21 protein-coding genes are annotated in these 21,451 nt (G+C 67.3%); 15 read left to right on the top strand and 6 right to left on the bottom strand.

Annotated elements, in window-relative coordinates; translation table 11 throughout:
* On the bottom strand, nt 1–368 hold a 368-nt coding region (locus LY44_RS18110), incomplete at its 3' end, for a hypothetical protein (protein WP_211310142.1).
* 161 nt (nt 369–529) lie between these two features.
* On the opposite strand from LY44_RS18110, the gene infC reads away from it, so the two are divergent.
* The 5 genes from infC to LY44_RS03045 all read left to right on the top strand — a co-directional run bounded on the left by infC (nt 530) and on the right by LY44_RS03045 (nt 5,226).
* On the top strand, nt 530–1,117 hold the full coding sequence (infC, locus tag LY44_RS03065; RefSeq protein ID WP_074554094.1) for a translation initiation factor IF-3: 588 nt from the start codon (nt 530–532) through the stop codon (nt 1,115–1,117).
* 185 nt (nt 1,118–1,302) lie between these two features.
* Complete coding sequence (locus tag LY44_RS03060; protein ID WP_055208701.1) at nt 1,303–1,902, top strand: L,D-transpeptidase; 600 nt, start codon at nt 1,303–1,305, stop codon at nt 1,900–1,902.
* A gap of 413 nt (nt 1,903–2,315) precedes the next feature.
* On the top strand, nt 2,316–3,338 hold the full coding sequence (locus LY44_RS03055; RefSeq protein WP_055208702.1) for a hypothetical protein: 1,023 nt from the start codon (nt 2,316–2,318) through the stop codon (nt 3,336–3,338).
* Nucleotides 3,335–4,147, top strand: a complete 813-nt coding sequence (locus tag LY44_RS03050) for a hypothetical protein (RefSeq protein ID WP_055208704.1) — start codon at nt 3,335–3,337, stop codon at nt 4,145–4,147. The genes LY44_RS03055 and LY44_RS03050 overlap by 4 nt, the downstream gene beginning before the upstream one ends.
* Nucleotides 4,144–5,226, top strand: a complete 1,083-nt coding sequence (locus LY44_RS03045) for a GSCFA domain-containing protein (protein ID WP_055208706.1) — start codon at nt 4,144–4,146, stop codon at nt 5,224–5,226. The genes LY44_RS03050 and LY44_RS03045 overlap by 4 nt, the downstream gene beginning before the upstream one ends.
* Nucleotides 5,227–5,241: 15 nt before the next feature.
* Here LY44_RS03045 and LY44_RS03040 read toward each other — a convergent pair whose 3' ends face one another.
* Nucleotides 5,242–6,564, bottom strand: a complete 1,323-nt coding sequence (locus tag LY44_RS03040) for a glycosyltransferase family 61 protein (RefSeq protein ID WP_055208708.1) — start codon at nt 6,562–6,564, stop codon at nt 5,242–5,244.
* A gap of 14 nt (nt 6,565–6,578) precedes the next feature.
* On the bottom strand, nt 6,579–7,349 hold the full coding sequence (locus LY44_RS03035; protein WP_055208971.1) for a class I SAM-dependent methyltransferase: 771 nt from the start codon (nt 7,347–7,349) through the stop codon (nt 6,579–6,581).
* 248 nt (nt 7,350–7,597) lie between these two features.
* On the opposite strand from LY44_RS03035, the gene LY44_RS03030 reads away from it, so the two are divergent.
* The 3 genes from LY44_RS03030 (at nt 7,598) to LY44_RS03020 (ending at nt 12,152) form a co-directional block, all read left to right on the top strand.
* A complete protein-coding gene (locus LY44_RS03030) occupies nt 7,598–9,961 on the top strand; it encodes a glycosyltransferase family 2 protein (RefSeq protein WP_055208710.1) in 2,364 nt (787 codons plus the stop codon).
* On the top strand, nt 9,961–11,010 hold the full coding sequence (locus LY44_RS03025; protein ID WP_055208712.1) for a glycosyltransferase family 2 protein: 1,050 nt from the start codon (nt 9,961–9,963) through the stop codon (nt 11,008–11,010). The genes LY44_RS03030 and LY44_RS03025 overlap by 1 nt, the downstream gene beginning before the upstream one ends.
* A 170-nt stretch (nt 11,011–11,180) precedes the next feature.
* Nucleotides 11,181–12,152 (top strand): phosphoadenosine phosphosulfate reductase, encoded by a 972-nt coding sequence (locus tag LY44_RS03020; protein WP_146707194.1) that lies wholly within the window; start codon nt 11,181–11,183, stop codon nt 12,150–12,152.
* A gap of 25 nt (nt 12,153–12,177) precedes the next feature.
* Here the strand turns inward: LY44_RS03020 and LY44_RS03015 are convergent, their stop codons facing one another.
* The 3 genes from LY44_RS03015 to LY44_RS03005 all read right to left on the bottom strand — a co-directional run bounded on the left by LY44_RS03015 (nt 12,178) and on the right by LY44_RS03005 (nt 13,319).
* A complete protein-coding gene (locus LY44_RS03015; protein WP_055208716.1) occupies nt 12,178–12,507 on the bottom strand; it encodes an urease accessory protein UreE C-terminal domain-containing protein in 330 nt (109 codons plus the stop codon).
* A gap of 124 nt (nt 12,508–12,631) precedes the next feature.
* Nucleotides 12,632–12,868 (bottom strand): hypothetical protein, encoded by a 237-nt coding sequence (locus tag LY44_RS03010; protein WP_055208718.1) that lies wholly within the window; start codon nt 12,866–12,868, stop codon nt 12,632–12,634.
* Nucleotides 12,869–13,004: 136 nt separating this feature from the next.
* On the bottom strand, nt 13,005–13,319 hold the full coding sequence (locus tag LY44_RS03005) for a hypothetical protein (RefSeq protein ID WP_055208720.1): 315 nt from the start codon (nt 13,317–13,319) through the stop codon (nt 13,005–13,007).
* A gap of 177 nt (nt 13,320–13,496) precedes the next feature.
* Between LY44_RS03005 and pyrC the strand changes: the two genes are divergently transcribed.
* The 7 genes from pyrC to radA all read left to right on the top strand — a co-directional run bounded on the left by pyrC (nt 13,497) and on the right by radA (nt 21,435).
* Nucleotides 13,497–14,537, top strand: coding sequence for a dihydroorotase (gene pyrC / locus LY44_RS03000; protein ID WP_055208722.1), 1,041 nt, complete (start codon nt 13,497–13,499; stop codon nt 14,535–14,537).
* Nucleotides 14,538–14,640: 103 nt separating this feature from the next.
* Nucleotides 14,641–15,321: an orotate phosphoribosyltransferase gene (locus LY44_RS02995; protein WP_055208725.1), complete on the top strand. Its 681-nt coding sequence runs from the start codon at nt 14,641–14,643 to the stop codon at nt 15,319–15,321.
* A gap of 240 nt (nt 15,322–15,561) precedes the next feature.
* A complete protein-coding gene (locus LY44_RS02990; RefSeq protein WP_055208726.1) occupies nt 15,562–17,052 on the top strand; it encodes a replicative DNA helicase in 1,491 nt (496 codons plus the stop codon).
* A 247-nt stretch (nt 17,053–17,299) separates the two neighbouring features.
* Nucleotides 17,300–18,349, top strand: a complete 1,050-nt coding sequence (gene alr, locus LY44_RS02985; protein ID WP_055208728.1) for an alanine racemase — start codon at nt 17,300–17,302, stop codon at nt 18,347–18,349.
* Entirely contained in the window at nt 18,346–19,125 is a 780-nt protein-coding gene (locus LY44_RS02980) for an MlaE family ABC transporter permease (RefSeq protein WP_394325846.1), read from the top strand. The genes alr and LY44_RS02980 overlap by 4 nt, the downstream gene beginning before the upstream one ends.
* Nucleotides 19,122–19,865, top strand: a complete 744-nt coding sequence (locus tag LY44_RS02975; protein WP_055208730.1) for an ABC transporter ATP-binding protein — start codon at nt 19,122–19,124, stop codon at nt 19,863–19,865. The genes LY44_RS02980 and LY44_RS02975 overlap by 4 nt, the downstream gene beginning before the upstream one ends.
* Before the next feature lie 202 nt (nt 19,866–20,067).
* Nucleotides 20,068–21,435, top strand: coding sequence for a DNA repair protein RadA (gene radA / locus LY44_RS02970; protein ID WP_055208733.1), 1,368 nt, complete (start codon nt 20,068–20,070; stop codon nt 21,433–21,435).
* Nucleotides 21,436–21,451: the final 16 nt, after the last annotated feature.

Here is a 21,451-nt window from a genome sequence, read left to right as displayed (position 1 = left end):
GCCGGGGCAGCTTCCGCAGCCGGGGCAGCTTCCGCAGCCGGGGCAGCTTCCGCAGCCGGAGCGGCTTCTTCAGCCGGGGCAGCAGCTTCGGCAGCCGGAGCGGCTTCTTCAGCCGGGGCAGCTTCCGCAGCCGGAGCGGCTTCTTCAGCCGGGGCAGCTTCAGCAGCCGGAGCGGCTTCCACAGCCGGGGCGGCCGCGGCTGCCGGGGTCGCCGGGACGCCCGGCGGCAGTTCATCGACGGGCACGGTGACCACGGTGCGACCCGGCGACATCAAGCCGAGGATCAGGGCCAGCAGGATCCCCCCGCCGATGATGCCCAGCGTCGCCTTGGCATTCTGCGGCAGGTCTTTCCAGTTCACTTCGGTCATTCTTCCCCCCTTTTCATGTTGGGATTCTCATGGGAACGATCAACAATTCCAACTATCGCCCGCGGTTGGGAATAAGGAAACGTGTCGCATTGCCGCCTTTTTCCGGGCACAAGCCGATTCCCGCCGAAACGGCTGCGGAATCCGGTTGAAAGACAAGGCCCCTGGCCCTATTTTGCGCGCCAACCGCTCACCACAAAAGGATCAGAGCCATAGCCCGCAGACCGCACAATGCCCCGCCGCAACGCGAGACCGGCCCCCGGATCAACGAACGCATCCGCGCGCCTGAAATCCGCCTGATCGGGGCGGATGGGGAGAATGTCGGGGTGGTCACCCCCGCCCGTGCGATGCAGATGGCCGAAGAGGCCGGGCTCGATCTCGTGGAAATCTCGCCCACCGCCGTTCCCCCGGTGTGCAAGATCATGGACTTCGGCAAGTTCAAATACGAACAGCAGAAGAAAGAGGCCGAAGCCCGCAAGAAGCAGAAGGTCATCGAGATCAAGGAAATCAAGTTCCGTCCGGGCACCGACACGCATGACTACGAGGTCAAGATGCGCTCGGTGATGAAATTCCTGGAGGAAGGCGACAAGGTCAAGGTCACGCTGCGCTTCCGCGGCCGCGAGATGGCGCACCAGCAGCTCGGCATGGAGCTTCTGAACCGCGTCGTCGGCGATGTCGGCGATGCCGGCAAGGTCGAATCGATGCCGCGGCTTGAAGGCCGCCAGATGGTGATGATGATCGCGCCGAAATAAGCGCCGCGATCTGCGCCACGACCCGAGGCCCTCCCTGCGGAGGGCCTTTTGCTGTCCCTCCATGCTGTCACCGCCCCCTGCAGTCACCGCCCCATGCTGTCACCGGCTCGTGACAGGAGTTGACTGGACCTCGCGGCGCAGACCCCGAATGATGCATCCGCAATGCGCTGTTTCAGGAGGTCCGGATGCCCAGTCTACCCCCCCGTCTTACCCGTCGTCTGCTGCTCGGCTCGGGCGCCGTGGCGCTGTTCGCGCCCTCGGTGCTGCGCGCGAATACGCAAGACGTGCCGATGGCCGCCCAGCCCGCGATCGTCGCCCCGCCGACGCGCGCCAATATCTCGGGCTTCCGCCAGATCGACTGGCGCGACCATTTCGACCGGCTCGACCGGGTGACGCTGATCGCCGACACGGTCTCGAAGGCGCTGCATTACTGGGCAGCCGGGGGGGATGACTATCGCGTCTATCCGACCTCGGTGCCCAAAAGCCCGGAGCTGACCCGCACCGGCTATACCGAAATCGTGCGCAAGCGCGAAAACCCCGGCTGGACGCCGACCGCCTCGATGATCGCCGCCGATCCCAGCCTGCGCCCGATGCCGCCCGGCCCCGACAATCCGCTGGGCACGCGCGCGCTTTATCTCGACTGGCCCGCCTATGTCATCCACGGCACCCATGACACCCGCAAGATCGGCCGCAAAAGCTCTTCGGGCTGCATCGGGCTGTTCAACGCCCAGGTCGAGGAGCTTTATCCGCTCTGCCCGGTCGGCACGCAGGTGAAGGTAATCTAGGCCAGGATCCGGGGGGTCGCCGCGCGGAGAAATCCCCGATGCGACCGGCCCAAAAATAAAGCGCTGCGGGAGGGAGGCCCGCAGCGCGTTATTTGGAACCCGACGAGGGAGAACGTCCGGGTTCTGTTTCAGGTTCCGCTGGCTTGCGCCGTTTCAGGGAGATCGGGAACCTGATGCGCCCCTTCTAGCGGCTTTGCGCGCGGCTCCACTTTGACATAGGTCAACCCGCCCGCCGGGCCCGGTGCGACATTTTGGCGGCGCCCATCCGCGCCCCGTCTTCTTCTTTCCGTCTTCTTCCGCCCCGCCTCCTTCAACCTCGCGCGCGAAATCCCGGGCTGCCCTCAAATGTCCATGATTGGCTTTCAAACTGCGGCCACGGCGCATACTCTGCGCCGGAAGGAAGGCAGGACAGAATGAGCGACGCAGAGACGACGACGACGACGACGACCGAGGCCGAGGCCGACACCGCTTCCGCCCGGCCCGCGCCGCAAGGGGCGGTCCGGCTGAGCGTTCTGGGCGGCGATCCGGCCCTGTCGCAGGCGTTGCGCCGCGGCGGCGCGCTGCTGGCCGATGCCGAACCCGGGCCGAAACAGGCCTCGGCCGCGCTTCTGGCACGGTTTCACTACGGGCTTGCCTCGGCACGGGCCGGGGCTTTGGGCGATGTGCGGCTGCTCGCGCAGCTGATCGCGGCGGCGCAGGGCGAGGCCGATCCGGTGTTCTGGCCGCAGCCCGACGGCACGCTGGTCGATGCCGCCCGCCCCGGGGTCGATCCGGCGGGCCTGCCCGATCTGGCCAGCGCCACCGCCTACCGGCAGGCGCATCTGACGGCGCTGGCGCGGCTGCTGGCGGAAACCGAAACGCTGGTGCTGCCGCTTGGCGCGCCCACGCTGCTGACCGATCCGGCCAGCGGGCAGGTCTTTCCCCGCCCGCCCGCAGGCATCCATGCCCCCGACTGGCCCGAGGCGCGGATGAGCGCCAAAGATCTGGACGCCGGGTTTGCCCGGCTTGCGGAGGGGCTGCAGGCGCTCAACCCGGCGCTGCAGCTTTGCCTGATCGTCCTGCCCGCCCCGCCCGGCGCCCGCGCCGAGACCCGGGCCAGCCATGCGCTTCTGGCCGCCCGCGCCGCCGACTGGGCGCGGGGCACGGCGCGCCTGCGGCATGATCCGGTGCTGGATGCGCTCGTCGGTCGGCTTCTGGCGCCGGGGGGCGAAGCCGATGCCGACCGTCTGGCGGCGCTCGTCGTGCGGCTGTGCGGCGGGGCCGATCTGCTGGATCTGGTCACAGGCGGGGCCGCGCCGCCCGCCGCCGCGACCGAGCGCAAGCAGCGGGCGAAGGACCCCGAGCGGCGGGCCCGACGCAAGGCAAGGGCCGAGGCCAAGGGCAAGACCGCGAAAGTGATGTGCGAGGATGAATTGCTGGAGGCCTTCTCGAAATGACGCTGCGGCTGTGCGTGATCGGCAATTCCCATATCGCGGCGCTGAAACTGGGCTGGGACCGGCTGATCGCCGAGGCCGTGCCCGGCTGGGACACGGTCGAGCCGGTGTTTTTCGGCGCCCCCTCGGACGGGATGCGCCATGTGGGCCTGCAGGGCACGGCGCTAGTGCCGACGCGGCCGAAGATCGCGGGCCATTTCCGCGCACTTTCGGGCGGCTATGACCGGATCGAGCTGTCCCGCTTCGACGCCTTCCTGCTGGTGGGGCTGAATGTCTCGTCAAAGCGGATCTTGCGGTTTTACAAAAGCCACGCCTGGGTCGGGCTGTGCGGCACCGCGGGCAAGACGCTGGTGCATCCGGCCTTTGCCACGGCGTTTTTGACCGAACGTTACGGCGCGACGCAGCTGGTGGAGCACGCCCGGACGATCGCGCAGGCGACGGGCAAGCCGGTGCTGGCGCTGGCCGAACCGCATTGGGCCGACTGGGCCCGGCAGGCGCCCGAGGGCACCTCGGATTACGGCTGGGACGCGGCGATCCGTGCGGGCGACGGCCCGGCGCTGGGGCAGATGTTCGAAACCGCGGTGGCCGCGGCACTCGCCCCCCATGCGCGCTTCATCGCGCAGCCCGCGGCGACCGTGGCCGATGGCATCACCACCCGCGGCACCTATAACAAGGAGGCCTCGCGGCTGATTTCCGGCGAAGGCGGCGGCACCGACGCCTCGCATATGAATGCCGAATTCGGGCAGGCGCTTTGGGCGGCGCTCCGGCCCGCCCTGACCGAGATCTGCCCCCTCGAAGGAGTGTCCGCATGACCCGTTCGCCCTATCAAGGCATCGACGCCCGCGCCTTCTGGCGCACGGGCCTGGCCGAGGCCGCCTATCCGCCGCCCGATCTTTACCGCCCGCGCTGGGGGCTGACGAAGACCGACCGGATCGTCACCGCGGGGTCGTGCTTTGCCCAGCATGTCGGCCGGGCGCTGCGCAGAAACGGTTTCAACGTGCTTGATGCCGAGCCGCGCCCCGTGGGCATCGCCGCCGAGGACGGGCCGCGCCACGGCTATGACATGTATTCGGCCCGCTATGGCAACATCTACACCACCCGCCAGCTGCGCCAGCTGATCGAGGAGGCCTGGGGCCAGGCCCCCGATTTCGACGCGATCTGGGAAAAGGACGGCCGGTTTTACGACGCGCTGCGCCCGAATATCGAACCGGGCGGGTTTGAAAGCGCCGCAGCGCTCCGGGCCGCCCGCGCGCACCATCTTGAAAAGGTGCGCGAGGTCTTCACCCAGGCAGATGTCTTCATCTTCACCCTGGGTCTGACCGAGGCCTGGGTTCACAAGCCCTCGGGTCAGGTCTATGCCACGGCGCCGGGCACGATCGCGGGCAGTTTCGACCCCGAGATCCATGCGTTTGCGAATTTCCGCGTCTCCGAGGTCAAGGCCGATCTGGAAGCGGCGCTGGCGCGGCTCAAGGCGCTCAATCCGGCGCTGCGGGTGCTGCTCACCGTCTCGCCGGTGCCGCTGACCGCGACGGCGTCGCAGGCGCATGTGCTGCCCGCGACGGTGCTGTCGAAATCCGTGCTGCGCGCGGTGGCGGGCGAGATGCAGGCCGATCACCCGGAGGTGGATTATTTCCCGTCCTATGAACTGGTGACTTCGGTCCGGGCCGGGGCGGGCTGGTTCGAGCCGAACCTGCGGTCTGTGCGCGAGGCCGCGGTGGCGCAGGTGATGGCGGTCTTTACCCGGGCGCATCTGGGCGAAGCGGCCGTCCCCCTTGAGCCCGAAGGGGCGCCCGCCGAAGCAACGCCCGAAGACCGCGCCGCCCGCCGCGCCGAACGGCAGGAGCGCAAGGCCGCCCGCGAAGCCCGCCGCGCCGCACGCGGGGGCAAATAAGCCGCCGCGGCGGGCTCAGCCCTCGGGCCGGGCCGCCGCGCGTCTTTCGCGCCGTTCGGTCTTTTCCGCCCGCCGCGCCATCCGCGCCGCGCGCCGTTCCTCGCCCTTGAGCTTGCCTTCCTTGCCCGGTTCCGCCCCGGGCCCGTCCTTGGGCTTGTCCTTGCGCCGCCGCAGCACCGCCCCGTCCTCGGGCAGATCGCGGCGCGCGCCGCGCGCCAGCGGTTCGAAGCTCAGCTTGCCGCTCAGGGCCTCCTCGAAGACATGCACCGCGGCGTAACTCTCGGCCTCGCTCATCGGCGGGATTTCGGCGCCCTCGGGCAGGAACCCGCCCGCGACCAGCGCCCGGCCAAGCGCGGGCAGATCGAGCTGGCCCACCGAATGCCGGTCCGCCCGCTTGCGGTCCGAGCGCACCCAATCCTGTTCGATCACGTCGATCACCTGCGGCGCCCGCCCGGTGAAGGCAGTCAGATGGGTGACGATGCTGTCCGAAACGTCGGACACCCGGCGCCGGATCATCGCCACCTGCTGATCGCGCCGCTGCACCATCGCCACCATATGCAGCGCCGAACCATCGAGCGCCACCACCTGCCGCGCCGCCTTGTAATGAGCGATCTGCGATTCAAGGCCGTGTTTTTGCGGATGGAAAATCTCGTAGCCCGCCGCCGAAAGCGCCGTCTCGATCCGGTCCTCGCCCAGAACGCCGCCGCGCGCAGCCCCCAGCGCCGAGCGGGAAATGTAAAGCTTTTCAGCGCCCTGCGGGGCGATGTTGCGGGCAAAGCGGGTCGCAAAAAAGGCCCGGAACGCCTCGGTTCCGGCGGCGATCGGGCCAAGACCGAAGCCCTGTCCGGGCACTTCCAGCCGCTCGACCCGGGTCGGCTGCGCCAGAATGCGGATCGGCACGTCAATCCCCAGCAGGTCGAAGAAGAGCCGCTGGAACGGTTGCAGCTTCAGCTCCCCCGCCTCTTCGATCGTCTCGCGCTTGACGGTGAAGAGGATCCCGTCAACCGCCCCCTGAACCGCGTCGAGCGCCCAAAGCCGCGGCGTGCTTTCGACCAGAAAATGGCCAAAGTGATTGAGCAGGATGCCGCCCCAGATCCAGCGCCCGGGCAGATCGGCCAGGGGCTCGGGCCGGATCTCGGGCTCGACCATCAGGCGGCGGCCGCGCCAGAGCACCCCCTCGTGCACATAGGCGCCCGCGGCATCATAGATGCCCATCGCCTGCACCATGTCGGCCTCGGTCGGCGGCACGACCAGCGCGCCGGGCACGGAGACGATCCTTGTGGACCAGCCGCCCTGCGGCTGCGGGGCGCGGGCGGGATCGTCTTCGCGTGCCGACATCGGACCCTCCGGGGTTATTTCGTGACCTTGGTCGGCTTGCGGATCGTCGCGGGGGCCTGGCGGATCTTCGCAAAGATCGGGTAATCGGCGGCGGCAAAGGCCTCGGCATCCACACTTTCGAAACAGTCGTAGAAGCGCCCGACGCCATAGGGCAGCAGATCGACCGCGGTCCATTCTTCCACGATCGCCTCGTAATTGTCGCGCAGCACGGTGTTTGCCGGGTCGAGGTTCGACACGAGGACCAGCCCCGTCGGGCGGCAGTTCAGTACCGTCAGTTCCAGATCGGGGCGGTATTTGCGCAAGATCGGGATCAGTTTCCAGACGTCGCCCGTCCAGGGCCCCTTGGGCAGGTTCTGCAGATCGCGGGTCAGCATGCGGTGGTTGAAGGGCAGGCAGTCATGCAGCGCGATCACGCCATCGGGGTTGGACAGCGCCTCGGTGTTCATGAAATCGCGCAGCAGATATTCGAAAAGATGCATCCCGTCGAGGAACGAGAGCGAGAGCTTGATCCCCATCCGCTCCAGCATCCCCGAGGCGAAGAAATCGTCGCTCGTCTGCTGGAAGATCAGCAGTTGCGGCTTGGCGCCGATGATGTTCGTTTCCGCCTTGAAAAAGGGATCGACGGCGATCGTCTTGCCCGCCACCGGGGCAAAGCTGCGCCCGGCGCGGCAGCCGATTTCCATGTACCAGTCAAAGACCATCCGGCTGTGCAGCTCGTCCAGAAACAGGCTGTATTTCTGCCCGGGATTGCGCCGCAACCCCACCTTGCCGTCTTGCTCGTCCATCTGCACACCCTTTTCTGTCGCCTCGGGCATTCTATCCGCAATCACCGGCTTGGCAAGGATAGCGCCCGCAGGCCCCAGTAATCACGGGCTTTGGCCGATTTCGCAGCGGATTTCGGGCCATTTCCGGGCAGCGGATCTGGCAACGATCCACCCCCCTGTCGCCCGCATCGAAACAATCGTCCCGAAAAACCAGCGCCCGTTTGAAAGCGGGCCGGGGCCCTGCTAGGACTGGGCAAAACGGGGGCAGCATGAACGGATCGACGGTCGTCGCGCGGCAATTGCAGGGAAAAGGCTTTGCGCAGGGGCCCGCGGGGCTGCGGCTGCTCGATGCCGTGATCTGGCCCGAGGCACGCAACGGCCGCCCCGGCCGCACGCTGCGGCTGTTCTTTGCCAATCCCGCCTTTGCCGGGCAGATCGCCACCGATCCGCCCGCGGGCGGCTTCGAGGTGATCGACCGGCGCGAGGTGGCGGGGGGCGTGATGGTGCATGGCCGCGCCGCACCCGAGGGGCCGCTGCTGCTGGGCCTGTGCCCCGGGGCGATCCGCAGCGAGGAGGCGGCAGAGACCCCGCAAGGCCCAGTCGTGGCGGTCGAGATCCCCCCCGCGCCCGCCGAGACCGAGCTGTTCGCGAACAAATTCTGTCTTTTCGCACAAAGGCTCGAGGAAAGCGCGCTGACCATTGCCGATTGGCTGGTCTGGCACCACGACCAGCACGGGGCCGAAGCTGCGCTGATCCTTGACCGCTCGCCCCCCGACAGCGACGCCCTGCACGGCCCGGCTCTGGCCGCGGCGATCGCGCGCGAATTGGCGGGGCGGGACCGGACGATGACGGTCGTGGTGCTGTCCTCGGACACCCCCTTGGGCAAGCCCGATCACGGGTCGGAGAACCACCCGTTTCACGCCCCCGACGCGCCGGGCAAGGACCGGATGGAGGTGCCGCCGAACGATCCCTGGCGGGCGCCGCTGGGTCAGGGGATCGTGCTCGAGCTGGTGAAATGGCGCTTCCTCGCCCGCGCCCGCGTCGTGCTGCAACTTGACGTGACCGATATCCTGCAACCGCGCCCCGACGGCGCGCCTTCGGCCTTTGAACGCTGCCTTGCCGCGCCCTCCGGCATGGTGACGCTGGTCGGGCGGCGGATCTATCCCTGGCGGGTGCGCGCGGGCACCGAGGCGCGGTTTTCCGATCACCTGTGCCGGCAATTCGACGCCACGCGCGGCATTGCGCGCTGGGGCGTCGCGCCGGGCAAGGTCGGGCTCGATGCGACCTGGCGGCTGTTGCGCATCGCCTATACCAAGCCCGATCCGGCCAGCCTGATCCCGTTCTGGCGCGCGATGGGGCTGCGGGTGCCGGGCCGGGCGGCCTCGGAACTGGCGCCGAAAACCTCGCTCATCGAAGACCCGGAACTCTTGCGGGTGGCGACCGAGGTCTGGGGCGCGAAACCGATCCGCCCGCCGGTGTCGAAACCGCGCCCCGCGCCGGTGCGCGCGACCGAGGCGGGGCGCACCTGCATCGTCACCACGATGAAGAACGAGGGCCCCTTCATCCTCGAATGGATCGCCTATCACCGCGCCATCGGCGTCGATGATTTCCTGATCTACACCAATGACTGCACCGACGGCACCGACACGATGCTGGAGCTTTTGCAGCGCAAGGGGCTTTGCCAGCACCGCGACAACCCGTTTCGCAGCATGGACATGCCGCCCCAGCATGCGGCGCTGGAAAGCGCCGAGAGCGAGCCGCTCATTCGGAATTGCGGCTGGGCGATCTGCATGGATGTCGATGAATTCATCGATGTGAAGATCGGCGACGGCACGCTTCGCGCTTTGTATGAGGCGATGGGCGAGGCGAACATGATCGCGCTGACCTGGCGGCTCTTTGGCAATGCGGATGTGCACGAATACGAAGACCGCTTCCTGCTCGAGCAATTCACCACCTGCGCCCCCGAGATCGTGCGCAAGCCGCATCAGGCCTGGGGCTTCAAGACGCTCTTTCGCAACATCGACATCTACAAGAAGCTGGGCGTGCACCGGCCGAAGGGGCTGTTGCCCGATCTGTGGGATCAGGTGCAGTGGCTCAATGGGTCCGGCAAGCCGATGCCGCGCGAGATGTATCGCAACGGCTGGCGCTCGACCGCGACAAGCTACGGCTATGACTGGGTTCAGCTGAACCATTACGCCGTGCGCTCGGCCGAGAGCTTTCTGGTCAAGCGCGACCGCGGACGCGTGAACCATGTCGACCGCGATCAGGGGCTGAACTACTGGTTTCGGATGAATCACAACGCGGTGGAAGATCGCTCGATCCAGCGGATGATCCCGCACGCGCGGGCGGAGTTCGACCGGCTCATGGCCGATCCCGAGATCCGCGCCGCGCATGAGCATTCCGTCGCGGCGCATCGGGCAAAGATCGCGGAATTGCGCGCAACCGAGGCTTATGCGAATTTCTACGCCGAACTTTGTTCCGAACGGTTCGAGAAGCTTTCCCGCCTGCTGCATGTCTTCGGCTCGGCGGTGTTCAATGCCGGTCCGGGGGTGATCCCGGAGGATCTGCACCTACGCGACCTGCCGCCGGATTTCTTCTTCACCGTGGACCACGCGGGCGAGGCGAACCACTGATGCGGGCGCTGGCGATCCTGACGGTGAAGAACGAGGCGGCCTTTGTGCTGGAATGGCTGGCCCATCACCGCGCCGTGGGCTTTACCGATTTCCTTGTCTTTTCCAACGATTGCAGCGACGGCACCGATGCGCTGCTCGACCGGCTGCAGGCGATGGGCGAATTGACCCATGTCCGCAACCCCGGCCCCTGGCGCGAGGGGCCGCAATGGGCAGCGCTGAAACTGGCGGACAAGCACCCGCTGATGCGCGCCGCCGATTGGGTTCTGGTCCTCGACATCGACGAATTCGTCAACATCCATGCGGGCGATGGCACGCTGGCGGCGCTGCTGGCCGCGCTGCCTCAGGCGACGGCGATCGCGCTGACCTGGCGGCTCTTCGGCAATGCGGGCGTCGTCGATTTCACCGATGCGCCGGTGACGGCGCAATTCCTGCGCGCCGCACCGGCGGGGATGACCTGGCCCTGGCGGGCAAGCCTGATCAAGACGCTGTTTCGCAACGATGGCGCCTATCGCAAGCTCGGCGTGCATCGCCCCCGCGCCCACGATCCGGCGCGGATCGCGCAGACGCTCTGGCTCGACGGCAGCGGCCGCGCCCTGCCCGACAGCTACCGCAGCGGGCGGCTGTTCACGCCGCTGGGCGAAAACCCCTGGCAGCTGGTGCAACTCAATCACTATGCGCTGGGATCGATGCAGGGCTACGTGCTCAAATGCGACCGCGGCCGGGCCAATCGCGACGCCTCGACCTTCGATCTGAGCTATTGGGTCGAGCGCAATTTCTGCGACATCGAGGATCGCACGATCAGCCGTTACGCCCCGGCCACCGCCGCGGACATCGCCCGGCTGCGCGCCGATGCGGAGCTGGACCGGCTGCACCGCGCGGGCGTGGCCTGGCGGCAGAAGCGCTTTGCCGAACTGATGGCCGAGGAACCCTTTCGCGCGCTTTTCGGGCGGCTGATGCTGACCCCGCCCTCGCAGCCCTTGCCGCCGCCGCTCGCTGCGCGGATGCAGGCGCTGGGTCTGGCCGCCGCGGCAAGGACGCCCCGGCTGTAACCGATGCGGAAACACTGCCCCACCTTTCACCGAATTGGCGCCCGCTTCTTGACAATCCAGCGGAATTTATTGCCTGCTGCGCATTTCCGGCAGGCGGCGGGAATGATAGATTAACCCTGTTCAGGCAGTCTTCCGCACACAAGCGGGAGAGCGGCGATGGACGGGGAAAGTTGGAAACCAGCACGATGCGCGATCTGAACGACAGCGACTGGCTGCGCCATATCGAGGAACTGGGCGATCTCGAGGGCTATTGGGAACCGCTCGGCGCAGAGCATTCGGTGCTTTTTGCCGACCGCGGCCCGGTGCTTCTGGTCAGTTTCGAGATCCGCGCCGCGATCCGCGCCCGCTCCGAAGATCAGCTGCCGTTTGGCTTCACCCTGGCCGAGGCGAACGGCCATTCCAGCCTGACGCTGATTGCCCATGACGAAAGCTGGTTTCGCGATCCCGCCGTCTATGCCTATGTCGACCGCCTCGTGGACGAGGCGTTTTTCGAGGATTTTGACCGCGTGGTGTTTTACGGCGCGGGCAGCTGCGGCTATGCGGCCTCGGCCTTCTCGGTCGCAGCGCCGGGGGCCACGGTGATCGCGCTGGCGCCGCAGGCGACGCTCGAGGCCCGGCTGACCGCCTGGGATGACCGCTTCCGGCGGCGGCGGCGGCAGAATTTCACCGACCGTTACGGCTTTGCCCCCGACATGCTGGACGGGGCGGCGGCGGTGCATGTGATCTATGATCCGCTGATCGGCCCCGATGCGATGCATGCGGCGCTGATGGCGCGGCCGCATGTGACGCTTTTGCCCTGCCGCAATCTGGGCAGCACGCCCGAAACCGCCCTGGCCGAGCTCGACGCGCTGGAACCGATGCTGGCGCAGGCCTGCGCGGGCACGTTCACCCCCGCGGTGTTCTGGCGGCTGTGGCGCGGGCGGCGCAATGCGATGCGCTATCTGCGCCGGCTGGCGGGTTATCTGAACAGCGCGGGCCGCCCCGGGCTGGAGGCGATGCTGTGCCGCAACGTGGTGCGGCGGCTGGGCTGGCCGCGGTTCCGCAACCGGCTGGTGGCGCTGGAAGATCAGCTGGAGAAACCCGGTCCTTCGCGGCCCGGAAAAGCCCCGCCCGAACCCGCGACCGGCGGCACCGCCGCCTGAGCGCCGGGCGCCACGGGACGGCGGATCAGACCGCGGCGGCCACGGATTCGCCGTCTTCCTCGGCGGCCTCGTCATCATGCGGCCGGAAGACATGGGTGGTGACCTGACGGCGGATGATGCCCCGCGCCACCTGATCGAGGATCAGCTCCTCGGGCGCGAACAGCGGCGCCGGGGTGAAGACCTCGAAGACCGCGGCAATCTCGAGACCGAGCGCCCGCAGCGCCTGCATCAGCGACTCGTCGGCGCGCACCAAGAGCCGTTCCGCCTCGATCTGGCAGGGCGCCCGGAACTGTCCCACGCACAGCGCCGCCAGAACCAGATCACCGCGCACTTCGGTCAGGGTTTCTTGCGACATCGCCCGCTCCTTCGGCAAACTTCGACACGCGCAGTATCGACCGCACAGGCGCCCGGCGCAAGAGGATGGGCCGCCGCAGGGCCAGGCCCGCGGCGGCGTCACCGGCCTCTCGGCGGCGGCAGTCTCAGTAGCAGTAGCGGTCGCGGAAGACGTGCGGGACGATCTCGTCGCGGGTGATCTGATGCAGCGCCAGTTCGGCATCCGACATCGCCCGCAGCCGGGTCACCTCGCGCAGCCGCGCGCCGGTTTCCAGCATCTCCACCAGCCCCTCGCCCAAGGCCGAGGGCAATCGCGACAGACGCGCCGCCACGCCCTTGATCGGTGTCTTGGCGGGTGCGTCGAACAGTTCGGCATAACTCATGGAAACCTCCTGACAGGGTGCAGAATGTTTCCTCCCTGAGCCGGGATATAGGCAGCGGGCGGGGACCCGACAAGAACGTTTGCCGAAACCCCGCCCTGCATTTTCTGCAATGCAGCGTAAACAATCCGTGAGCGGATCAGCAGCGATAGGCCTTGGCGGTCAGCAGATAGACCGGCTCGCCCGGCATCACCGGATCGAAGACGACGGTATTGGCGCCGTCGCCCTTGGCCATGTCGAGGATCTTGTTGCGGGCATAGCGTTCCGCCTCGCGCCCGACCACGGGGCCGTAAAGCCCGGGTTCGTTGGTGATCGTGCTGGTCAGGCGGCATTGCGCCACCTCGGCCGGGGTGGCGATGCGCACCTCGGGCACGCCGCGAAAGCCCGGATCGTTGCAGCCCGCAAGGGCGGCGGCGGCGGCAAGGCCCGCCAAGGCGATGAACCGTGTCGTCATGTGTCTCTCCATCCTCCCCCGAGGCCCGCGCAGGGTGACGCATGGGGCGGCCGCCGTCCAGAGCCCCACGGTCACATGAGCGCGAAGCCGCCTGCGCGGCGGGGCGCGAAGCCGCCTGCGGGTGGGCGGACAAAGCTGGCACTGGAAATGCCGCGGCCTTGGGTGTAACCGGGGCGCATGACCCGCATCACCCTTCCCCGCCCCGACGACTGGCACCTGCATCTGCGCGACGGCGCGATGCTGACGGGTGTCCTGCCCGAAACCACGCGCCATTTCGCCCGCGCCATCGTGATGCCCAATCTGGTGCCGCCGGTGGTGACCGGCGCCGAGGCCGCGGCCTACCGCGACCGCATCCTGACCGCCCTGCCCGCAGGCGCGGCCTTCGAGCCGCTGATGACGCTTTACCTGACCGAAACCACCGATCCCGCCGATGTCGCGGCGGCGGCGGCTTCGGGGCTGGTGAAGGCGGTGAAGCTTTACCCGGCAGGTGCCACGACGAATTCGCATTCGGGCGTGCGCGATTTCGACAAGGTCCGGGGCGTTCTGGAAAAAATGGCCGAGATCGGCCTGCCCCTTTGCGTGCATGGCGAGGTTGTCGATCCGGCGATCGACATCTTCGACCGCGAGGCGGTCTTCATCGAGACCGTGCTCGATCCGATCCGCCGCGCGACGCCCGGGCTGCGCGTGGTGATGGAACATATCACCACCAAGGACGGCGTCGATTATGCCCGGTCGCAAGACGACACGCTGGCCGCGACGATCACCACGCATCACCTGATCCTCAACCGCAACCACATTCTGGTGGGCGGCATCAAGCCGCATTACTACTGCCTGCCGGTGGCGAAACGCGAACACCACCGCCTGGCGCTGCGCGCGGCGGCGACGAGTGGCGAGACGCGGTTCTTCCTTGGCACCGATTCCGCGCCGCATGTCGATCCGCTGAAAGAATGCGCCTGCGGCTGCGCGGGCTGTTTCACCGCGACGAACACGATGCAACTTCTGGCGCATGTCTTCGAGGAAGAGGGCAGGCTTGCGAACCTTTCCGCCTTCGCCTCGGAAAACGGGCCGCGCTTTTACCGCCTGCCGGTCAATACCGCGACGCTGACGCTGGAAAAGACCACCACCGCCGCACACTGGCCCGCCAAGATCGAGACCGGCGCCGGTCCCGTCACCGTCTTCGACCCGGGCTTCCCGGTTTTCTGGCACGCAATCGACTGATCCTTTTTCTTGGGGCAAATACGCTCTTTCCACCCGCGCCCCGGGCGCCACGGTCGAAAAGAGGCGTATTTGAACCAAGAAAAAACAGCATGAGGACACCCGCATGATCCCCTCCTCCTATCCCGCCAAGGAAGAAATCGCGCGTCTGACCGCGCGGATGCTTCTGGAAATCAAGGCGGTGCATTTCAACGCCGAGACGCCCTTCACGCTGGCTTCGGGCCTGCCTTCGCCCACTTATATCGACTGCCGCAAGCTGATCAGCTATCCGCGCATCCGCTCGACCTTGATGGATTTTCTCGCCGTCACCGTTCTGCGCGACGCGGGCTTCGAGGCCTTTGACAACATCGCGGGCGGCGAAACCGCGGGCATCCCTTTCGCCGCAATGGTGGCCGAGCGCCTCGCCCTGCCGATGACCTATGTGCGGAAAAAGCCGAAAGGTTACGGCCGCAATGCCCGCATCGAAGGCGCGATGACCGAGGGGCAGCGCGTGCTGCTGGTCGAGGATCTGACCACCGATGGCGGCAGCAAGCTGAGCTTCGTCGATGCGATCCGCGAGACCGGCGCGACCTGCGCCCATACGGCGGTGATCTTCTATTACGGCATCTTCCCGGAAACCGTGCCCAATCTGGCCGCGCATGGGGTGCAACTGCACCACCTCTGCACCTGGTGGGACGTGCTGGCCGAGGCCCGCGCGCAGGGCAGCTTTGACGCCGCGACGCTTGACGAGGTCGAAGCCTTCCTCGGCGCGCCGCGCGCCTGGCAGGACACCCACAGAAAGGGCTGAGATTTCCGGGGAGAATCCCGGGGATACGCCTGTGGATGAAATGGGGACAAGCCCGGGCGACTCGCACGCCCGGGGGAACACCCCCAACATCTTGTGGCCTTCGGTGGAAATTCCCCCAAAAATGCGCTAAACTGCGGCGCGATTGCGCTTTTATCCACAGGGTTATCCGATCCTGCGGAGGATTTCCATTTTCCCCGCCCGTCGCTAGAAGAGCCCGGGGGATGGGATCATGAGGCAGAAATGAACACGCTTGCACCGATCAAATCCGAAATGCCCGGCTTGCCCGACGAGGAAGCGCTGCCGCATAATATCGAGGCGGAACAACAGCTTCTGGGGCTGATCCTGACGAACAACGACGTCATGGACCGCATCGCCGCGGTGGTGCGGGCGGAGCATTTCTTCGAACCCGTGCACCGCACCATTTTTGAGGTGGCGGCGGCGCGGATCCAGAAGAACGCGCTCGCCTCGCCGGTGACGCTCAAGGCCTATCTGGAGGACGACGAGGGGCTGAAGGCGCTGGGCGGCCCCACCTATCTGGCGCGTCTCGCCGGGGCGGCGATCTCGTCTTACGCCGCGCGCGACTATGCGCAGATGATCCATGATCTGGCGCTGCGGCGCGAATTGATCCGGCTGGGCAAGGATCTGTCCGCTTCGGCGCAGAAGGTCGAGGTCGGGCTGGAGCCCGAAGACCTGATCGTGAAGACCGAGGGCGCGCTTTACAAGCTTGCGGAATCGGGCACGGCCGACAAGGGATTTGTGAGCTTTCTCAAGGCGGTGACCGAGGCGGTGCAATCGGCGAACGCCGCCTATCAGCGCGAGGGGGGGCTCGCGGGCGTCTCGACGGGCCTGCGCGATCTCGACCGGAAACTCGGCGGGCTGCACCCTTCCGATTTGCTGATCCTGGCCGGGCGCCCCTCGATGGGGAAGACCTCGCTCGCCACCAACATCGCCTTCAACATCGCCAAGGCCTACAAGCGCGGGATGCGCCACGACGGCACCGAAGGCGCGGTCGAAGGGGGCGTAGTCGGCTTCTTCTCGCTCGAGATGAGCGCCGAACAGCTGGCGGCCCGGGTGCTTTCCGAAGCCTCCGAAGTGCCCTCGGAACAGATCCGCCGCGGCGACATGACCGAGGCGGAATTCCGCCGCTTCGTGGAAGCGGCCAAGGCGCTGGAAACCTGCCCGCTTTACATCGACGACACCCCCGCCCTGCCGATCTCGCAGGTGGCGGCGCGCTGTCGGCGGCTCAAGCGCACGCATGGGCTGGATGTGGTGATCGTCGACTATCTGCAGCTGCTGCGCGGCTCGGGGCGGACCGACAACCGGGTGCAGGAGATCGGCGAGATCTCGATGGGGCTGAAAGCGATCGCCAAGGAGCTGAACATTCCGGTGATGGCGCTCTCGCAGCTGAGCCGGACGGTGGAGAGCCGCGAGGACAAGCGCCCGCAGCTGAGCGACCTGCGCGAATCGGGCTCGATCGAACAGGATGCCGACGTGGTGATGTTCGTCTATCGCGACGAATATTACCACGAGCGCCTGAAGCCGCCGGAGGACGATCCGAAATTCGCCGAATGGATGCAAAAGGCCGAGCGCGTGCATGGCAAGGCCGAGGTGATCCTGGGCAAGCAGCGCCACGGGCCGATCGGCACCGTCGAAGTGGCGTTCGAAAGCCGCTTCACCCGGTTCTCGGACCTGGCGCGGCCCTGGCAGGGCGACGGTTCGGACGGGTTCTGAGGCAGGACCGGGGGCTTCGCGCCCCCGGACCCCCGCGAGGTATTTGCGGCAAGATGAAAGCCAATCCAGAGTGTTTTCATCTTGCCCGAAATACCTCGGGGGGAGTCCGCTTGCGGACGGGGTGAAGGGGGACCGTGGCGCCGCGTAAGCCCCCTGAACGAGCCCCCCCCTGCCACATCTGTTGCGGGCGCGCGCGCTCACGGATGTTTGCGCTTGACCTTCTGCCCCTCAGGCTCAAGAAAACCGCATGACCACAGCATCGCTCCGCATCGATCTTGACGCCGTGCTTGCCAATTGGCGGGCGCTTGACGCAATGACTTCCGCCGCCACCGAGACCGGGGCGGTGGTCAAGGCCGACAGCTACGGCCTTGGCGCCGCGCGGGTGGCGCGGGTTCTGGCGCAGGCGGGGGCGCGCAAGTTCTTTGTCGCCGCCGCCGAGGAAGGCGCAACCGTCCGCCAGGCCCTTGGCGAGGGCCCCGAAATCTTCGTCTTTTCCGGCCATATGGCGGGCGATACCGAGATGATCGGGGATCTGGGCCTGACGCCGATGCTGAACTCGGTCGAGCAGGTGAAGCGTCATCGCGACGCCCTGCCCGGCGCGGCTTTCGGCGTGCAGCTGGATACGGGAATGAACCGGCTTGGCCTTGAGCCCGCCGATTGGGCCGCGGTTTCGGCCGAGCTGATCGCTGCCGGGCCGAAGCTGGTGATGAGCCATCTGGCCTGTTCGGACGAGCCAGAGCATCCGATGAACGCGGCTCAGCTGAAAAATTTCCGCGCCATGACCGACGGGACGGGGCTGAAACGCGCGCTCTCGGCGACGGGGGGCATCCTGCTTGGTCCCGACTATCATTTCGACGTCACCCGGCCCGGCATCGGTCTGTATGGCGGGCTGCCGTTCGAGAAAGCCCGCCCGGTGGTGCGGCTTTCGCTGCCGGTGGTGCAGATCCGCAAGGTCGCGCCGGGCGAGACCGTGGGCTATGCCAACAGCTGGACCGCGCCGCGCGAAAGCCGCATCGCCACCGTCGCCGCGGGCTATGCCGACGGGCTTTCGCGCCGGTTTTCGGGCAAGGCGAGGCTCTGGGCGGGCGACACCCCCTGCCCGCTGGTGGGCCGCGTCTCGATGGATCTGATCACCGTTGATGTCACCGATCTGGCCGAGGTGCCGCAAAGCCTTGATATCCTTGGGCCGCATCAGGGCGTCGATGCCCTGGCCGAGGTCGCGGGCACGATCGGCTATGAGATTCTGACCGCGCTGGGACAACGCTATCAGCGCGCCTATGTCGGGGGGCTGGCGTGATCCTGACCGCTCTGGCCGCGCTTGGCCGCACCGTACTTGCGGCGCTTGCGGGCGCGGGCCGGGTCGGCCTGTTCACCGGCGCGGTGCTCAGCCACATGCTGCGCCCGCCGTTTTACGGCCGCGAATTGCTGCAGGCGCTCTTGCAGATCGGCTGGCTGTCGCTGCCGGTCGTCGGCATGACCGCGCTTTTTACCGGGGCGGCGCTGGCACTGCAGATCTACGCGGGGGGGGCGCGGTTTTCGGCCGAAAGCGTCGTGCCCTCGATCGTCGCGATCGGGATGGTGCGCGAGCTTGGCCCGGTGCTCGGCGGGCTGATGGTCGCCGCGCGCGTGGCCAGTTCGATCGCCGCCGAGATCGGCACGATGAAAGTGACCGAACAGATCGACGCGCTCGTGACGCTGTCGACCAATCCGCTGAAATATCTGGCCGTGCCGCGGGTTCTGGCGGCGACGCTCTCGGTGCCGCTGCTTGTGGCCGTGGGCGATGTCATCGGTGTCATGGGCGGCTGGCTGATCGGGACGGAGCGGCTCGGCTTCAACTCGGCCACCTATATCCGCAACACCTGGGAATATCTGGAACTTTGGGATGTCGGCTCGGGGCTGGTCAAGGGCGCGGCCTTCGGCTTTCTGGTCGCGCTGATGGGCTGCTATTACGGGATGAATTCGGGCCGCGGCGCGCAGGGCGTGGGCCGGGCGACGAAATCCGCCGTTGTCGCGGCCTCGGTCGCGATCCTTGCCTCCAATTACCTGCTGACCGAGGTGTTCTTCTCCAAATGATCGAGATCGAAAGCCTCACGAAGTCCTTCGGGTCGAAACAGGTGCTGCGCGGTGTGTCCTTGCGTATCGAGCGCGGCGAAAGCCTTGTCGTCATCGGCGGTTCGGGCACCGGGAAATCGGTGCTTTTGAAATGCATCCTCGGTCTCGTGACGCCTGACGCGGGCCTGATCCGGGTCAACGGCGCCCCGGTCGCGCAGGGGCGCGAGGACTTCCTGTCGCGTTTCGGCATGCTGTTTCAGGGCGCGGCGCTGTTCGACAGCCTGAGCGTCTGGCAAAACGTCGCCTTCCGGCTGCTGCGCGGCCCGCAAAAGCGCCCGAAGGCCGAGGCCCGCGCGGTCGCGATCGAGAAACTTGCCCGCGTCGGCCTTGGCCCCGAGGTCGCCGACCTGTTCCCGGCCGAGCTGTCGGGCGGCATGCAAAAGCGCGTCGGTCTGGCCCGCGCCATTGCCACCGAGCCCTCGGTGATCTTCTTCGACGAGCCGACCACCGGCCTTGATCCGATCATGTCGGGGGTGATCAACGATCTGATCAATTCCGTCGTGCGCGAGATGGGCGCGACCGCGATCACCATCACCCATGACATGTCCTCGGTCCGGGCCATCGCCGACCGGGTGGCGATGCTGCATGACGGGCTCATCCGCTGGCACGGCACGATCGCGGACATGGACACGACGTCAGACCCTTATGTGACACAGTTCATCCACGGCCGGGCCGAGGGGCCGATCGCCGCGATCCGCTGAGGCAGGCTGCGGCGAAGGGGGGGCGCCGCCCCCCGTCCTTCGGACTCCCCCCGGGATATTTGCGCCAAGGTGAAACGAAGACCGGATCTGCTTTCACCTTGGTCCAAATATCCCGGGGGGTGAGGCCGCAAGGCCGAGGGGGGCGGCGCCCCCCTCCCCGCCTGCCGCTTGCAGGCTGCGCGGGGCTCTGCCACAAGGGCGCATGGCCAAGGCATCCGCAAACTTCACCTGCACCGGCTGTGGTGCCGTTCATCGCAAATGGTCGGGGCGTTGCGACGCCTGCGGCGCGTGGAATTCGATCGTCGAGGAGGCGCCGCTCTCGACCGGCCCGGCGGGGAAAAGCCTCGGCGGGGCGAAGGGGCGGCGCATCGATCTGACCACGCTCGCCCATGAAGAGGCACCGCCGCCGCGCACCCTGTGCGGCATGGCGGAATTCGACCGGGTGCTGGGGGGCGGTCTTGTCCCCGCCTCGGCGATCCTGGTGGGGGGCGATCCGGGGATCGGGAAATCGACGCTGCTCTTGCAAGCGGTCGCCGCTTTCGCCCGCAAGGGGTTGAAATGCCTTTATATCTCGGGCGAGGAAGCCTCGGCGCAGGTGCGGATGCGGGCCTTGCGGCTGGGGCTGGCCGATGCGCCCGTGAGCCTTGGCGCCGAGACCAACCTGCGCGACATCCTGACCACGCTCGAGGCCGAGCGCCCCGATCTGGTGGTGATCGATTCCATTCAGACGATGTGGGCCGACATGGTCGAGGCGGCGCCCGGCTCGGTCAGCCAGGTCCGCGCCGCCGCCCATGAGCTGGTGACTTTCGCGAAATCGCGCGGCGTCTCGGTGATCCTTGTCGGCCATGTCACCAAGGAGGGCCAGATCGCCGGCCCCCGCGTCGTCGAACACATGGTCGATACCGTGCTGTATTTCGAGGGCGAGCGGGGCCATCAGTTCCGCATCCTGCGCGCGGTGAAGAACCGCTTCGGCCCGGCCTCGGAAATCGGCGTTTTCGAGATGACCGGCGGCGGCTTGGCCGAGGTCGCCAACCCCTCGGCGCTGTTTTTGTCCGAGCGCGGCCAGCCCGCCCCCGGCTCGGCGGTCTTCGCGGGCATCGAGGGCACGCGGCCGGTGCTCACGGAAATTCAGGCGCTCGTCGCCCCCTCGTCGCTGGCCAGCCCGCGCCGCACGGTGGTGGGCCTCGATTCGGGGCGGGTGTCCACCATCCTTGCCGTGCTGGAAAGCCGCTGCGGCATTCCCTTTGCCGGGCTCGATGTGTTCCTCAATGTCGCGGGCGGGCTGAAGGTTCTGGAGCCCGCCGCCGATCTCGCCCTGGCGGCCGCGCTGCTCTCGGCGCGCGAGGATGTGGCGCTTCCGGCCGATCTGGTGATTTTCGGGGAAATCTCGCTTTCGGCGGCGCTGCGCCCGGTGGGACAGGCGGAAAACAGGTTGAAAGAGGCGGAGAAACTTGGTTTCTCACAGGCGATCCTGCCGGTGGGCACCAAGCTTGAGGGCGGGGCGGGGATGGCGCTGCGCAAGCTGCCCGACCTCGTGACATTCGTTGGGGACATGTTCGGCGCAGGCTAGCGTCACAGGGGGTTTG

The sequence above is a fragment of the Rhodobacter capsulatus genome (assembly GCF_003254295.1).
GTDB classification, from domain to species: Bacteria; Pseudomonadota; Alphaproteobacteria; order Rhodobacterales; family Rhodobacteraceae; genus Rhodobacter; species Rhodobacter capsulatus.
The sequence above is the reverse complement of the archived record's forward strand: the minus strand, read 5'-3'. Positions and strand labels throughout refer to the sequence as shown.